The 14,145-nt window shown below is 38.7% G+C and carries 15 protein-coding genes and 4 tRNA genes; 4 read left to right on the top strand and 15 right to left on the bottom strand.

Going from position 1 to position 14,145, the window contains the following annotated elements; translation table 11 throughout:
- Position 1: 1 nt before the first annotated feature.
- The 4 genes from I2F17_RS00695 to rpoD form a co-directional block, all read right to left on the bottom strand.
- The gene (locus I2F17_RS00695; RefSeq protein WP_196423279.1) at positions 2 to 532 is read right to left on the bottom strand and encodes a hypothetical protein; all 531 of its coding nucleotides are present in this window, start codon (positions 530 to 532) and stop codon (positions 2 to 4) included.
- A gap of 15 nt (positions 533 to 547) precedes the next feature.
- The gene (gene lipB, locus I2F17_RS00690) at positions 548 to 1,213 is read right to left on the bottom strand and encodes a lipoyl(octanoyl) transferase LipB (protein ID WP_196423278.1); all 666 of its coding nucleotides are present in this window, start codon (positions 1,211 to 1,213) and stop codon (positions 548 to 550) included.
- Between the two features lie 46 nt (positions 1,214 to 1,259).
- Positions 1,260 to 1,547, bottom strand: a complete 288-nt coding sequence (locus I2F17_RS00685) for a YbeD family protein (RefSeq protein ID WP_196423277.1) — start codon at positions 1,545 to 1,547, stop codon at positions 1,260 to 1,262.
- Positions 1,548 to 1,619: 72 nt separating this feature from the next.
- Positions 1,620 to 3,506, bottom strand: a complete 1,887-nt coding sequence (gene rpoD / locus I2F17_RS00680) for an RNA polymerase sigma factor RpoD (protein ID WP_211138836.1) — start codon at positions 3,504 to 3,506, stop codon at positions 1,620 to 1,622.
- A 385-nt stretch (positions 3,507 to 3,891) separates the two neighbouring features.
- On the opposite strand from rpoD, the gene I2F17_RS00675 reads away from it, so the two are divergent.
- Both I2F17_RS00675 and I2F17_RS00670 read left to right on the top strand, forming a co-directional pair.
- A complete protein-coding gene (locus tag I2F17_RS00675; protein ID WP_196423275.1) occupies positions 3,892 to 4,089 on the top strand; it encodes a PA3496 family putative envelope integrity protein in 198 nt (65 codons plus the stop codon).
- 59 nt (positions 4,090 to 4,148) lie between these two features.
- Complete coding sequence (locus I2F17_RS00670) at positions 4,149 to 4,667, top strand: YecA/YgfB family protein (RefSeq protein ID WP_196423274.1); 519 nt, start codon at positions 4,149 to 4,151, stop codon at positions 4,665 to 4,667.
- A 751-nt stretch (positions 4,668 to 5,418) separates the two neighbouring features.
- Here the strand turns inward: I2F17_RS00670 and trhO are convergent.
- Positions 5,419 to 6,351, bottom strand: a complete 933-nt coding sequence (gene trhO, locus I2F17_RS00665; protein ID WP_196423273.1) for an oxygen-dependent tRNA uridine(34) hydroxylase TrhO — start codon at positions 6,349 to 6,351, stop codon at positions 5,419 to 5,421.
- 117 nt (positions 6,352 to 6,468) lie between these two features.
- Here trhO and I2F17_RS00660 point away from each other — a divergent pair, with 117 nt between their 5' ends.
- Positions 6,469 to 6,951 carry a DUF1289 domain-containing protein gene (locus I2F17_RS00660; RefSeq protein ID WP_196423272.1) on the top strand — a complete coding sequence of 161 codons (483 nt, stop codon included), beginning with the start codon at positions 6,469 to 6,471 and terminating at the stop codon, positions 6,949 to 6,951.
- A 1-nt stretch (position 6,952) separates the two neighbouring features.
- Here the strand turns inward: I2F17_RS00660 and pth are convergent, their stop codons facing one another.
- The 10 genes from pth to I2F17_RS00610 all read right to left on the bottom strand — a co-directional run bounded on the left by pth (position 6,953) and on the right by I2F17_RS00610 (position 12,576).
- Positions 6,953 to 7,531, bottom strand: a complete 579-nt coding sequence (gene pth, locus I2F17_RS00655) for an aminoacyl-tRNA hydrolase (RefSeq protein ID WP_211138835.1) — start codon at positions 7,529 to 7,531, stop codon at positions 6,953 to 6,955.
- A 20-nt stretch (positions 7,532 to 7,551) separates the two neighbouring features.
- A complete protein-coding gene (gene rplY, locus I2F17_RS00650; RefSeq protein ID WP_196423270.1) occupies positions 7,552 to 7,848 on the bottom strand; it encodes a 50S ribosomal protein L25 in 297 nt (98 codons plus the stop codon).
- A 98-nt stretch (positions 7,849 to 7,946) separates the two neighbouring features.
- Positions 7,947 to 8,900 (bottom strand): ribose-phosphate pyrophosphokinase, encoded by a 954-nt coding sequence (locus I2F17_RS00645; RefSeq protein ID WP_196423269.1) that lies wholly within the window; start codon positions 8,898 to 8,900, stop codon positions 7,947 to 7,949.
- A gap of 36 nt (positions 8,901 to 8,936) precedes the next feature.
- A tRNA-Gln gene (locus I2F17_RS00640) sits at positions 8,937 to 9,011 on the bottom strand.
- 87 nt (positions 9,012 to 9,098) lie between these two features.
- Positions 9,099 to 9,173, bottom strand: a tRNA-Gln gene (locus tag I2F17_RS00635).
- 20 nt (positions 9,174 to 9,193) lie between these two features.
- Positions 9,194 to 9,268: transfer RNA gene (locus I2F17_RS00630), tRNA-Gln, on the bottom strand.
- 25 nt (positions 9,269 to 9,293) lie between these two features.
- Positions 9,294 to 9,368: transfer RNA gene (locus tag I2F17_RS00625), tRNA-Gln, on the bottom strand.
- A complete protein-coding gene (gene ispE / locus I2F17_RS00620) occupies positions 9,367 to 10,197 on the bottom strand; it encodes a 4-(cytidine 5'-diphospho)-2-C-methyl-D-erythritol kinase (RefSeq protein WP_196423268.1) in 831 nt (276 codons plus the stop codon). The genes I2F17_RS00625 and ispE overlap by 2 nt, the downstream gene beginning before the upstream one ends.
- A 4-nt stretch (positions 10,198 to 10,201) precedes the next feature.
- On the bottom strand, positions 10,202 to 10,804 hold the full coding sequence (lolB, locus tag I2F17_RS00615) for a lipoprotein insertase outer membrane protein LolB (RefSeq protein WP_407926534.1): 603 nt from the start codon (positions 10,802 to 10,804) through the stop codon (positions 10,202 to 10,204).
- Positions 10,805 to 10,815: 11 nt separating this feature from the next.
- Positions 10,816 to 12,576, bottom strand: a complete 1,761-nt coding sequence (locus I2F17_RS00610; protein ID WP_407926533.1) for a tetratricopeptide repeat protein — start codon at positions 12,574 to 12,576, stop codon at positions 10,816 to 10,818.
- A 32-nt stretch (positions 12,577 to 12,608) separates the two neighbouring features.
- Here I2F17_RS00610 and hemA point away from each other — a divergent pair, with 32 nt between their 5' ends.
- A complete protein-coding gene (gene hemA / locus I2F17_RS00605) occupies positions 12,609 to 13,898 on the top strand; it encodes a glutamyl-tRNA reductase (protein ID WP_211138832.1) in 1,290 nt (429 codons plus the stop codon).
- Positions 13,899 to 14,145: the final 247 nt, after the last annotated feature.

Here is a 14,145-nt window from a genome sequence, read left to right as displayed (position 1 = left end):
GTTACTGGCTCCGCTTTAAAAATGATTGAGCAATTTTGAGATAAATTTGACGAGCAGCATTCATTTTATCTTTAAAATCTAAGTTTTTGGGATATTCTTTGACGGCTAGGCGAGCCACGGTTTTAGGTAAAATGATAGCTTCCATTTTATTTAAACAACGTACCAAACGTACCGCATGTGATAAATCACCATTTGCAATCATTCGATCATTTGCAAACGCTTGAGCTGTACTTTCTTGGAAAGACAGTACCATGTAAGCATAACTTAAATGTTTAAATGTGATGGTTAAGTCGGGTTTTTGAATCGATTGAGATAAAAGTTTTAGTTGCTTATTTTCTTGAACTTGAAGTGTAAATGAAGGGCCTTTTGGGAATACATTCATACTTAATGTAAAACCAACAGGCAACGCAGCAAATTCCTGTCGGATCTCTGTATCGACTTCATTTGCAGTGACTAAGCCACGACCAATGATTTGCATCATTGTTTTGACGTATGCGATTTGCATTGTTGGTTTTAGATGGTGTATAGGCATGGCAATATTCCACGTTCATGATTGGAAAATAACATTGATCTTGCTAAACAACTGCGTGTTTTGCATGTACTGTACAATATTTTCTTGCACAGTCTGAATATCAACTGGGCACGTTGATATTTGGTTGATTGTGGTCATTTGTAAATTAGCATATCCACAGGGATTAATGCTTTCAAAACCATCAAAGCCACAATCGATATTTAATGCAAAGCCATGATAGCTACAACCACGACGAATTTTAAAGCCCAAAGAACCAATCTTTTTTTCATCAACATATACACCCGGTGCTTTGGGTTTTGCATATGCTGTAATGTGATGAATATTGAGCAGATCAATCATTAATTGTTCGGTAAAACTTACTAGAGTTCTGACATTCCAACCTAATCGATTTAAATCCAAAAGTAAATAACCGACAAGCTGACCAGGCCCATGCCAAGTAACTTGTCCACCACGGTCACTGTGTACAATAGGAAGACCACGATCAATTAAAATATGTTCGGGCTTTCCTGCTTGACCTTGTGTAAGAACGGGGTGATGTTGTAACAACCAAATTTCGTCAGCTTGTGTTACATCACGTTCATGCGTGAAATGTTTCATTGTTTCAAACATGGCAGTGTAGTCCTGTAGTGTTTGAAAGCAACGAATGATTAAAGTCGGTGTTTGCTCAGGAAGTGGCGTCATAACAAATGGAATAACATAACAAGAAATTGTCTGATCGAAACACGATTTACAGTGCAGTTTTAATTAAAGGGCATGCTGCTAAATCTGCATACAATGCATGAACTTGTTCCAATTCATCAAAACGAAGCTGTGCGGTAATCGAATGATATTTTCCAGTTCGAGAAGGTTGAATGGATAATGTTTTTTCATCAAATTCTGGAAAATGTTTGATCAAAATATCTACCACTGCTGATTTTAATGGCTCTCCAGCTTCACCAATGAGTTTAATTGGATAGTCCATTGGAAATACCCAAAGGTCTTCGCGTAGTTCTCTTGATGGGGTGCGATCTAACATATGAGCCTCTTTAGCAATGAACGCCTGCAAAAGAGCAGGCGTTTGAAGTGTAGGGGGTGAATATTACAGGTATTAATCGTTTTCTAAGAAAGAACGTAGATGCTCTGAGCGTGAAGGATGGCGTAGTTTACGTAATGCTTTTGCTTCAATTTGACGAATACGTTCACGAGTTACGTCAAACTGTTTACCTACTTCTTCTAAAGTGTGGTCTGTTGGCATATCAATACCAAAACGCATTTTAAGTACTTTTGCCTCACGTTCTGTAAGATTTTCTAACACATCGCGCGTTGCTTCTTTTAAACCTTCAGACGTTGCTGCATCTACAGGTGATGTGATATTTGAATCTTCAATAAAATCACCTAAGTGCGAATCTTCATCATCACCAATCGGTGTTTCCATTGAGATTGGCTCTTTGGCAATTTTAAGTACTTTACGAACCTTAACCTCATCCATTTCTAAACGTTCACCTAATTCTTCAGGTGTCGGTTCACGTCCCATTTCTTGTAACAATTGGCGCGATACGCGATTAATTTTGTTAATCGTTTCAATCATGTGTACAGGAATACGAATTGTACGTGCTTGGTCGGCAATTGATCGAGTAATCGCTTGGCGAATCCACCATGTTGCATAGGTTGAGAACTTATAACCACGGCGGTATTCAAATTTATCGACCGCTTTCATCAAGCCAATATTACCTTCTTGAATGAGATCTAAGAATTGCAAACCACGGTTAGTGTATTTTTTTGCAATAGAGATCACCAAACGTAAGTTGGCTTCTACCATTTCTTTTTTTGCACGGCGAGCTTTAGCTTCACCAACAGCCATGCGTTTAGAAATATCTTTAATTTCTACAACACGTAAACCTAGATCTGTTTCAATATCTGCAATTTTTTGTTGGAATGCCAAAACATCAGGACGTACTTTTTCAAGATGACCTTTTGTTTCTGCAGGCATTTTTTCAAGTTGTTGATCAATCCAACTTGGGTTTGATTCTTGTCCAGGGAACGTGGTTCTAAATAAGTTACGATCCATACGACCACGGCGCAGAGCATAACGCATGATCTCTCTTTCAGATTGACGAATCTGTTCATGGGTACCACGAATCATATTTGAAATCAGATCAAATAGTCGTGGAGTAAACTTAAACATCATGAAAACAGTAGCTAAACTTTGTAGTGCAGCCTCTGCTTCTTGTGTATTACGACCATGTTTTTGAATGGTTGCTTTAGTTTTTTCCCATGCGTTAGACAGTTCATCAAAACGTGCTTTTGCAATTTCAGGATCAGGACCTGATTCGCCATCTGAATCATCTGTATCGCTTGACTCATCTTCGTCTTCATCGTCATCATCAAGCTTAACATCTTTGGCTTTTGCATTTGTTGTATTCTTGGTTTCTAAAGATGCTTCATCTTCAATCACTTCAGGAATATCATCGTTTGTTTCAGGGTCAAGATAGCCTGATAAAATATCTGCTAAACGGCGTTCGCCTTGGTTATATTCATCATATTCTTTCAGTACAACTTCAACGGCATTTGGCCAGTAGGCAATAGAGTGCAAGACGTCACGAATACCTTCTTCAATGCGTTTTGCAATACTAATTTCACCTTCTCGGGTCAGTAGTTCTACAGTACCCATTTCACGCATGTACATGCGTACAGGGTCTGTGGTTCGACCTGGTTCGCTTTCTACAGAGGCAAGTACAGCTGCAGCTTCTTCTTCTGCAACTTCATCGCCTGAATCGTTAGATTCACCAAATACAGTGTCATCATTTTCAGGTGCACGTTCGTGTACAGGAATACCGACATCATTCAACATTTGAATAATGTCTTCAATTTGTTCACTTTCAGTAATCGAATCTGGTAGGTGGTCATTAACTTCAGCGTAAGTTAAATAGCCTTGTTCTTTTCCTCGGCTAATCAGAGCCGCTACTTGAGAAGTAGGAGAATTGATATTGCTCATCTTATGCTTACCCTTTAGTTAAATCAGTGGCAGTAAAACCATATATAATACCATGCTTTGGTCATATTGTTTTGAAGTTTTACCCATTTACTGCATCTAGGTTTCAATTGATATGGCATGTGTTCTGTAACTTATGTTATTAATGGGGACGAGTCTTTTATTTTCAAGTAAAAATAATTTTACATTGAAGGTTTACATGTAATATAACCATGTTTACATGTAAGTTTATATTGGGTCAATATTGTTTATTGTGTGTGCAAGTCAGCCTTAAATTGGGTTTTTATGATTGGAAAAACAAATTTAAAAAGATAAATCTTGACAAAACTTCCTAACACAGATAAATAGCGCCTAAAGAGATCAATTTTTATTATTGAGGTGTAGTTGAGTGTCTTCTACCGATTTTGAATTAGATGATAGTTATGATGATGATACCAGTTTTGATGATTCATCAAGTAAAGTGACTGCAAAAGAGTCATTAGAAAAACGTCGTTTAATTGATGAACTATTGGCACAGCGCCGTTTAGAGCGTGAGCTCAAAGAATTTGATTACGATTTTGATGATGATGATTTTGATGATGAATAATCAAATTATGGTCGTTTTAAATTGAAAATATTACTAAGTGCCATAATAGAGGAAATACAATGAGCTTGGATTTAGAATTGCTTGCCGAATATTTAGATGGTGAAAGCAATGAGCATGGTTTAGATTTTGCAGCAACGCATGGTTTTTTAAGTGCAATTGCCGTTGGCCCAAGCTTTGACCGTTGGTTAGCTGAGCTATTTGATGGTCAAAACAATGCAGTTCCTAAAGATATTATTGCACAAGTTAAATTGTGGTTAGACGATATTCGCCAAAGTTTAGCCAATGAAGATGGGATTAGCTTTCCATTTGAAGTTGAAGAAGCAGATACTGAATCGAGCTTAGGCGATTGGGCTGTCGGTTTTGTAGATGCCATGTTCTTGAATGAAGATGCATGGTTCACACCAGAGTTTGAAGAGCAATTAATCGACCTGACGTTACCTATGATGGTATTTAGTGGCATCGATGATGAAGATCCGCAAATGGAGTCATTTCGTCGTAATGGGCAACTGATGGATGAACTTGCAGAAGAGATTCCAGATAATCTTAATGAATTATATTTAATGTATCACACGCCATAAGCAATATTTTTTAAAACACCTTTTCAAAGGTGTTTTTTTTATATGAAATGAAAGTGTAATTGTTTGAAAAAGATGAAATAAATAAAAAATATTGTGATTAACTCTTCTCCTGTTTCAGCTAACGTATTTATGAGCCAAGTAGTAGTCTGTGTTCATGAAAAATCTTATACACACATAAAGATACATAATTTTAGATAAACACCTTTGAATCCTTTTTTAGTTGTAGTGAAGTTATATAGATCTTTTTGATAAACTGAACAATGTCTTAATTTTATTTCGTGGCGCGAATGAAATGATTTTCATCCATTTTAGATAACTGTATTGATCATATTTTTTATCGTGATCGGTAACTAAATCAAAATTTTTAAGCATTTAGTGAATATAGCCACGATAAAAATGAGAGTAATCTGTGATGCTTAATCATTTAAAGTATGAGCTTAATGCATATCTTTTTTAATCACGCCTTTAAATAGGATTCGAGTAAATTAATCTCTAAATAGGTCTAGGGGAATACACCAATAGTTATTCAAAAAATATGAGATTGGTTGAACTACTATTTGTTTTAAAGTTTGAGCTTTTTTATATGTGAAATGTGGTTTTGCTTGAGCCTGATTTTTGGTTATAAATCTCACTTTTTCACAAAGGACAGACGTATATTTATACTACCAAACACAAGTTTATATTTTAATTGCAACCAGTTTAAGCACGAAAGGACAGTCATCTTTAAGCCTGTCCTTTTGATGCATGAAGATTAAAGACGTTTACGCTTGGCTGCTAAAATTTGTGACTGGCGCATACGGAATCCCTCTTTTTGTTTGTCAGAGGTTTGATCGATACAATATAGACATGACACGCCGTGTTCGTAGCTTGATAATTCAGCTTCTTTGGCGCTTAATGGCCAGCCACAAGCATGACATTTAATATTGGATCCTTCTTCCATTCCATGTGTGACCGTTGTGCGGCCATCAAATACAAAGCATTCACCCTCCCAAAGGCTTTCTTCTGCGGGTGTTTCTTCTAAGTATTTTAATATACCGCCTTTAAGGTGATAAACTTCTTCAAAACCTTCTTGTAAAAGTAAAGATGTTGATTTTTCACAACGAATTCCACCTGTACAAAACATCGCAATTTTTTTATTTTTGTGTTCAGCCAATTGTGTTTTTACGTACTCTGGAAATTCTCTAAAACTGTCTGTTTTAGGATCAACAGCATTTTTAAATGTACCTGCTTTATACTCATAATCATTTCTTGTATCGATTAAAATGACATCATCTTGTGCAATTAAGTCATTCCATTCTTTTGGGTTAAGATAGTGCCCCACAAGGTTGCGAGGTTTTACTTTTACACCCAAGGTCACAATTTCTTTTTTGAGTTTAATTTTCATTTTTCTAAAAGGCTTGTCTTGGCTGAAAGATTCTTTATACTCCATATCAGTAAAACCTTCGTTCAGCAAAAATTGTTTAACGGCTGAAATTGAATCTTGATCGCCTGCTACAGTACCGTTAATGCCTTCATCAGCAACAATTAGAGTTCCACATAGGTTAATCGTTTTTACCAAATCTAAAAGACGTTTCTGCAATTCAGCAGCATTGTTCACTTCTTTGAATTGATATAATGCGGCAACAACCCAGCTTGTGCTCGCTTGCTGTTCTACAGGTGCAAGCTGTTCTACAGTAGCGTTCATGGATACTCCAATGGTTAAAGATCGAAAAATTTGAGTGCATATTTTAGCGTGAAATATAGAAATAAGCGAGAAATCCATACAGAAATTATGGTTTTTGAGAAATAGTTGGAGAGTGTGTTGAACAAAGATCATCAAGTAAAAGCATTAACACCATGTGCAGGTCGTTGCTCAACAGTATTTGGAGATCAAGTGTGTCGTGGGTGTAGACGATTTGACCATGAAGTCATACGTTGGAATAATTATACTCAAGAACAACAGTGGGCTGTTTGGCGGCGCTTAGATGAGCAACTTGATCGAATTTTAGTGCCAATGCTTGTACATGCTGAGCTTTCACAGGTGGAGGCATTTTTAGATAGAAAAAAAGTTAGAGTATTGGAAAATGCCACTTGGGGGCGTAAGTTGTATCATGCTTTGAAATTGTGTGAAAAAAATAACACGTTAGCCGATGAAAGTGGCTTAGGTATTAAAGCCTCTCTTGTGCGACCAACATGGGATGCTTTTGAGGCTAAAGTGCTTCAGTTGGCTGAAGCGAGTTATGAATTAGCATGGATTAGAGCCAATACTTTTGGCAAAAATCTAATCGATATGGTTGAAGACTAAATTAAGGCTTATATGCATTAATTTCATTCATTGCTTTTTGAATATCGCCATGAATGAGTGGGCGAGTGCGTGTTAAAGCATGATGAATGGCATCATCGATGAGATCTTGCTCGCTACGAGGTGCTTTCGTTAAAACATGAGCGGCAACACGTTCTTTGCTACCAGGATGACCAATTCCGATGCGTAAACGATGAAAGTCTGCACCTAAATGAGGGACAATATCTCTTAACCCGTTATGACCTCCATGACCTCCACCTGTTTTTAAGCGAATGACACCCGGATTCATATCAAGTTCATCATGTGCAATCAGCATAGATGTGGTAGGAATTTGATAAAACTTACTGAAAGGGACAACACTTTGACCAGACTTGTTCATAAATGTTGTTGGAAGTAATAGTCTTACATCGTGACCTTCAATTTGACCACGGCCAGAAAGAGCAAAGAATTTTGCATCTGACTTGAGGGGAATATTGTATTGTTCTGCAAGACGCTCAACAAACCAAAATCCTGCATTGTGTCTGGTTTGGGTATACTGTGAACCAGGATTACCCAAACCGACAATAAGCGAAATATTATTCATAAAATAACGCTTAGATTGACTTATGCGCGTTTAAAGTCAGCGTGCATAGGTGTTTCTTTTGATGGGTGACGCTGTAATGCTTGGATTTTAACGCTTTCAGTTTTGTCGCCAATTTGAATTTCGATCACATCTGTGAAAAATGCATCTTCTTGAAGAAAACGTACAAGTTGGCGAAGCTCTAAAGTTACAGAAACAGGTGCAGCATCGCCACCATAGATAATTGCTGGAACTTGTGCAGCATGACGAAGGCGGCGGCTCGAACCTTTCCCTTGCAGATCATTGGCACGTTCTTGAGCGTTTAATACAAAGTTTGACATGAGATGTCCTCATTAAGTGAGTTGAATACTAGATTTACGACCAATCTAGTGATAAAAAAGACCTTAATATGTATTAAGGCCTTTATTTTGATAAGTACTTATAAGTAGCTATCAAACATAGCGCTGATTGATTCTTCGTTATTAATACGGCGAATCGTTTCTGCGACCATGCTAGAAACAGACACTTGGCGAATTTTACCAAGCTCTAGTGCTTCTGGTGAGAGTGGAATGGTATCTGTTACAACCAATTCATCAATCACTGAATTACGTAAATTTTCAATGGCTTTACCTGATAATACAGGGTGTGTAGCATAAGCGACCACGTGGCGTGCACCAAATTGTTTTAGTGCATCTGCTGCTTTACATAATGTACCTGCAGTATCGACCATATCATCAACAATAACACAGTCACGGTCTTTAACATCACCAATCAAATGCATGACTTGAGATACGTTTGCTTTTTGGCGACGTTTATCAATAATTGCAAGATCGATGTCACCGAGTAGCTTTGCCACAGCTCTTGCACGAACAACACCACCGACATCTGGTGAGACAACCATGAGGTTATCATGTTGTTGTTGGCGTAAGTCTGCAAGTAGCGCAGGTGTACCGTAAATATTGTCTACAGGAATGTCGAAGAAGCCTTGGATTTGGTCAGCATGTAAATCGATCATTACGACACGATCAATTCCTACAGTGGTGAGCATATCTGCAACAACTTTTGCAGTAATAGGCACACGTGCTGAACGAGGACGGCGGTCTTGACGAGCATATCCGAAGTATGGAATAACAGCTGTAATACGTCCTGCGCTTGCTCGGCGTAGGGCGTCTGCCATTACCAAGATTTCCATGAGATTGTCATTGGTCGGTGCACATGTTGGCTGAACAATGAAAACATCTTTACCACGAACATTCTCAGTGATTTCAACAGCAATTTCACCATCTGAAAATTGGGTAACGGAAGCTGATCCTAAAGGAACGTGTAAGTGGCTTACAACTTTTTGAGCGAATTGTGGATGAGCATTTCCACTAAAAACGACAAGATTGGGCATGAAGCAGCCTTGGCGGTTGGCAGGTTTGAAAGAATTTGGCAGGGGTAGCTGGATTCGAACCAACGGATGGCGAGATCAAAACCCGCTGCCTTACCACTTGGCGATACCCCTAGTATTTGCACAGCACTGTAATGTTTTTTGTTTCTTTTGTCAATCATTGATAAAAGGATCAAGAAAACGGCTGTAGTTGTTGTCAAATGGCAGGGGTAGCTGGATTCGAACCAACGGATGGCGAGATCAAAACCCGCTGCCTTACCACTTGGCGATACCCCTACTAATATTTGACACATATATGGCAGGGGTAGCTGGATTCGAACCAACGGATGGCGAGATCAAAACCCGCTGCCTTACCACTTGGCGATACCCCTAATATATGTTTTTCAGATGTTTAAATGGCAGGGGTAGCTGGATTCGAACCAACGGATGGCGAGATCAAAACCCGCTGCCTTACCACTTGGCGATACCCCTAATCCCGAAAAATATCATGTACTGGTGATATATTTAAACTATTGACCATGTAAGATTTACATGGTGAGTGGCTTAAAATATCATGAGTATTCATGTTACTTTTCACTTCAACAAACACACAAGCACCTGTTCCTGTGAGCTTTGCTTCACCAAATTGGTTTAAATAAAGCAAAGCTTCATTTACTTCTGGGTAGAGTTTTTTTGCCAAAGGCTCAAAACAATTACCAAAAATAGATGGCTGTTGTTGATAGGCGCAAAATTTAGAGGGCTTAGCGTCTCTTGTCAATGTTTTTTGTGAAAAAAGTAGCTGAGTGCTGATAAAACAATCAGGTTTGAGCACAATAAATTGTTTTTGGGGAAGATTGATTGGGGTAATACGTTCGCCAATGCCTTCAGCCCATGCATTTTGACCATGTATAAAAAGTGGAATATCTGCCCCAAGTGTGGCAGCAATGTCAGCCAGTTGTTGCGTACTTTTCCCACAATTCCACAGTGTGTTCAATGCAATAAGTGTGGTTGCGGCATTGGATGATCCTCCACCTAATCCTGCGCCCATAGGGATGTTTTTTTCAAGTTGAATATGGACGCCATGATGGTTTTTTGCGCTGTCTTTCAGGCATTGAGCAGCTTTGTAAATGAGATTATCTTGTGGTTGGATATCTACACCATCAATAGAAATGTGAGATGTATGTGTTGGTGTAAAGGTCAACCAATCATAAAGATCAATGAGTTGGAAAATCGTTTGTATTTCATGATAACCATCTGATCTACGGCCTGTGATATGTAGAAATAAATTAAGTTTTGCTGGAGATGGGACTTTGATTTGCATGGTTCTATCTGTTTTCTATGACGAGAGTAATTTTATTTTCTTGATTTTTTTCAATAGCTTGCTTTAAAATAACTCTGTAGGGTAATTTGTGATCTGTGTTGTAACTGAAATTAACGAGCCAATGATCTTCGTCTAATTCACTAATACGGTGCTGTTCATCATATTTGATATGAGCTTTAGGGGTTGCAGCATATCCTTGAGTCCACGGAATTAAGTGGTGAATAGGTGCGCTCCAGCCTGTGGCTTGCTCTAAGAGTTCTTCTGGAGAGTTTGACACTATAGTGCCTGTTTTGGCACTCATGAGGGTGGCTTGATGTGCATTGCCTTGAATATTTGTTTTTCCAATGCCAAGTGCGCCTGCTAGTTCAATATTAAACGTATCTTGATCTTGTTGCCAAGTAAAAAAAGCACTCCCTGATTGAGTGGGGGTTTTTATGCCAATTTTTCCTTGAATCGCAAATTGGTTACTTGGTGCTTGTGTGGTTGACGGTGTTGAATTGACCATTGATGGAATAGTAGGCACAGTACGTTGATATTGTTGGCAGCCCGTTAACAATATGACGAAGCTAGAAATGAAGAGAAGGTGCGTGCGCATTGGAGATGGCATATAACTGTACTCTAAGGTGTTAAGTGGGGGCGAGAAAGTTTGGTAAGTTCTGATATTTCAGCATGTTGTGGAAAATCTAACTGTAGTTGTTTTGTGAGGGTAGTAAATTTTTTGATATCCTCTGTTAAATATAGTGCTTTAGCAAGTCGAGCGCCTGTTTTAGCGTTATGATTGGCTAAGTAGGCCTTTTCAAGTACAGGAATGGCTGTTTTAAAATCGTTTTGTAAAAATGCGATGTATCCATACGTGTCTAAAATGGAAGCCTGATCTGGTGCTTGATCAAGGGCTTTTTCTGCATATAAACGCGCATCACGGAGTCTTTGATTTTGTACGGCAAGCGTGTAGGCATATGCATTAAGATATGTCGGGCTATTGGGCTCTATGATGAGTAAGCGATTCAAATCTTGTTCTAAAAGGTTGCGATCTTGAAATGGATCAAGAAGTAATACTTGGGCGTAGATGAGGTCGGGATCATCTGGCAAATTTTGTATGGCTTCGCTGAGTAGCTCTATTGCTGCTCGTTTATCATTTTGTTTTTTTAAAATATTGGCTTGCAGTTGATACAAAAAACTTGCGTGCTGTGGGTAATTGACGCGTTCTTGGGTTAAAAACCTTAATGCATCTGATAACCGATCTGTTTTATCAAAAATACTCATTAACGCTCTGCGAGAAACGGTATATAAGCTCCCATCAACTCGTCTATAATAAACAATTGCTGTTTCATAATGTTGCTTACGCTCAGCGTTAATTGCAAGGTAGTAATTGGCTTCATTTTGATAACGGTTTGAATGACCAAGCTGTAATAGGTAATGCTCTGCAAGGTCATATTTTTTTAAATCAATACTTGTTAGCCCAGCGATAAACAGTGCTTCATCTGCTTGTGGCCACATTTGAATGATCGATTGAAGTTTCTTTAGCGCGTTTTGTGGCTGGCCAATTTTGGTTAGATACTTCACTTCGGCAAGTCGAACTTCATAATTGTGACGATGATGTAGGCTAGATTGTTGATACCATGCTTGTGTAGCTGCTTGATTGTCGTTAAGTTCGAGTAAGCTGGCTTTAAGTAAAATAAAGCTCGTGACATGCGGACGTTTGTGAAGTGCATGCTCTACATCTTTGATGGCTTGAACAAAGTCATTATTTTGTGCTTCTAGGCTTGCAATAAGTACGATGATGGATGGATTATGTCTAGTCCGACTTTTGCGTAAGGTTTCAAGCAGTGCATTACGATCTGCTGCTGTATCTGGTGAGATCCCTGCAAGTATTTCTGCCAAATCTGCATCGGAGTCAATGCTTAAAATTTTATCTAATGTGCTGGCAGTCAGTTCATATTTATGTGCTTTGAGTGAAATATGAGTGAGGTAGAAGAGTGCTGGTACGTCAGATGGATCTTGTTTAACCCAGTGCATGGCAATGCTCAGTGCTGCATTTAAGTCGTTTTCGTCGAGTGCGATATCAAGCGCTCGTTGTTTTGCGATGGTAGAATCACTATGTATGGCTAAGTCGGTATAGTTTTGTAATGCCAGCTTGGGTTCGTCATATTGTAAAGCAAATTCAGCAATCATACTTTGCTTTAATGGGAGTGTGTTGTAATGTGTAGCGGTATGATTTTGTGCAGATATTCTCCCTGACGTAAACAAGGCCATGCTACTTACGAACAAGATTGTGTTAGAATAGCGCCGAATAAGTCGTCCTGAATGCTTGCGAGAGAGGTATTGCAAGTTGTTATCCAATTTTTCTGATGGCCGTACATATGATGCACAATAACACATGCATAATTTTTGTTAAATGATGATATGACTAGATGACGTTTTTTGCCCTTGGTGTCAACCATCATACAGCAACTGTTGAGTTACGTGAACGAATTGCCTTTAATGCAGATCGTCTGTCTGAACTATTGCTTGTACAATCCACACAAGACCAGTTAAATGACTTGGTGGTTGTGTCTACGTGTAATCGAACTGAGATATATGCGAACGCGCACTCAGAACAGGCCCTGCTCGATTGGTTAGCAAATACCAATGGTGTGGCGACTTCTGAGCTGTCAAAGCATGTGTATTGTCATGAAGATATTCAAGCAGTATCGCATTTAATGCGCGTTTCTAGTGGTTTAGATTCGTTAATGCTTGGTGAGCCTCAAATTTTAGGGCAAGTCAAAAGTGCTTTGTCTTTGGCAAAAGATCAAGGCACGGTGTCTTCTAGTTTAAACCGAATCTTTGACTATGCATTTTATGCGGCAAAACGGGTACGTTCAGAAACAGCAGTTGGTAGTCATGCTGTGTCTATGGGTTATGCTGTTGCTCAACTTGCACATCAAGTATTTAGTCATCCTGAAAAATTAGTGCTTTTGGTGGTTGCTGCAGGCGAAATGAATACTTTAGTTGCAAAGCATATGGCTGATATGGGCGTGGCTAAAATTTTAATTTGTAACCGAGGGCCAGAACGTGCACAGCAATTGGCTACTGAACTTGCAGGATCAGTGGATGTGGAAATTATTCCATTTGCAGAGTTAGAGCAACATTTGCATCGAGCAGATGTAATCTCTAGTTGTACGGGTAGTCTACATCAGGTGATTGATTTTAAGTCAGTGAAATCTGCATTGAAGCGTCGTCGTTATCAACAAATGCTCTTGGTAGATTTGGCGGTTCCTCGTGATATTGATCCTAAAGTTGATGTCTTAGATGGTGTCTATTTATATGGTGTCGATGATTTACAAACCGTGATTGATGAAAATTTAGCACAGCGCCGTCAGGCAGCCGTAGAGGCTGAAGTGATGGTGAATCAGTTGGCAATGCAATTGGTTTCTCATCAAAAGTTAAAACATGCAGGCGGTGTGATTGGCGCATATCGCGATGCAGGGCACCATATTCAACAAAAAGAATTGGCTTTGGCCTTAAAACAAATTGAATCTGGTGAAGATGCGGCTGAAGTTATGCAGGTATTTGCACATCGCTTAACCAATAAACTGTTGCATCCAACGTCTATTTTACTGCGTGAAGCGGTTAAAGAAGATGAACCTGAATATTTTGAGTGGCTCAAAATGCATTTGCAACATATTTTACGTGATGGACGTTCGCATAAACATTTTGACTAGCTCTTTAGGCAATATCTAACAGGTTTGGAAGTCAATATATTAATGTGAACTTGTCAGTCATTTTTTATTTTCAGTATAAATATTTGATTTTAATAATTTTTATTTATTTTTTGTCGTACTCTTGATTTCCCACCTATTGGCGAAAAACAACATTTGGTTGTACTATCATTTGTAGATAAATGACGCGTCAAATGAGCAATTTATACGTGAGTATGAATGCAGTGCTTGACGGCTATAGTGTTGAGAT

Origin of the sequence: Acinetobacter baretiae (assembly GCF_015627105.1) — a bacterium.
Taxonomy (GTDB): Bacteria; Pseudomonadota; Gammaproteobacteria; order Pseudomonadales; family Moraxellaceae; genus Acinetobacter; species Acinetobacter baretiae.
The sequence above is the reverse complement of the archived record's forward strand: the minus strand, read 5'-3'. Positions and strand labels throughout refer to the sequence as shown.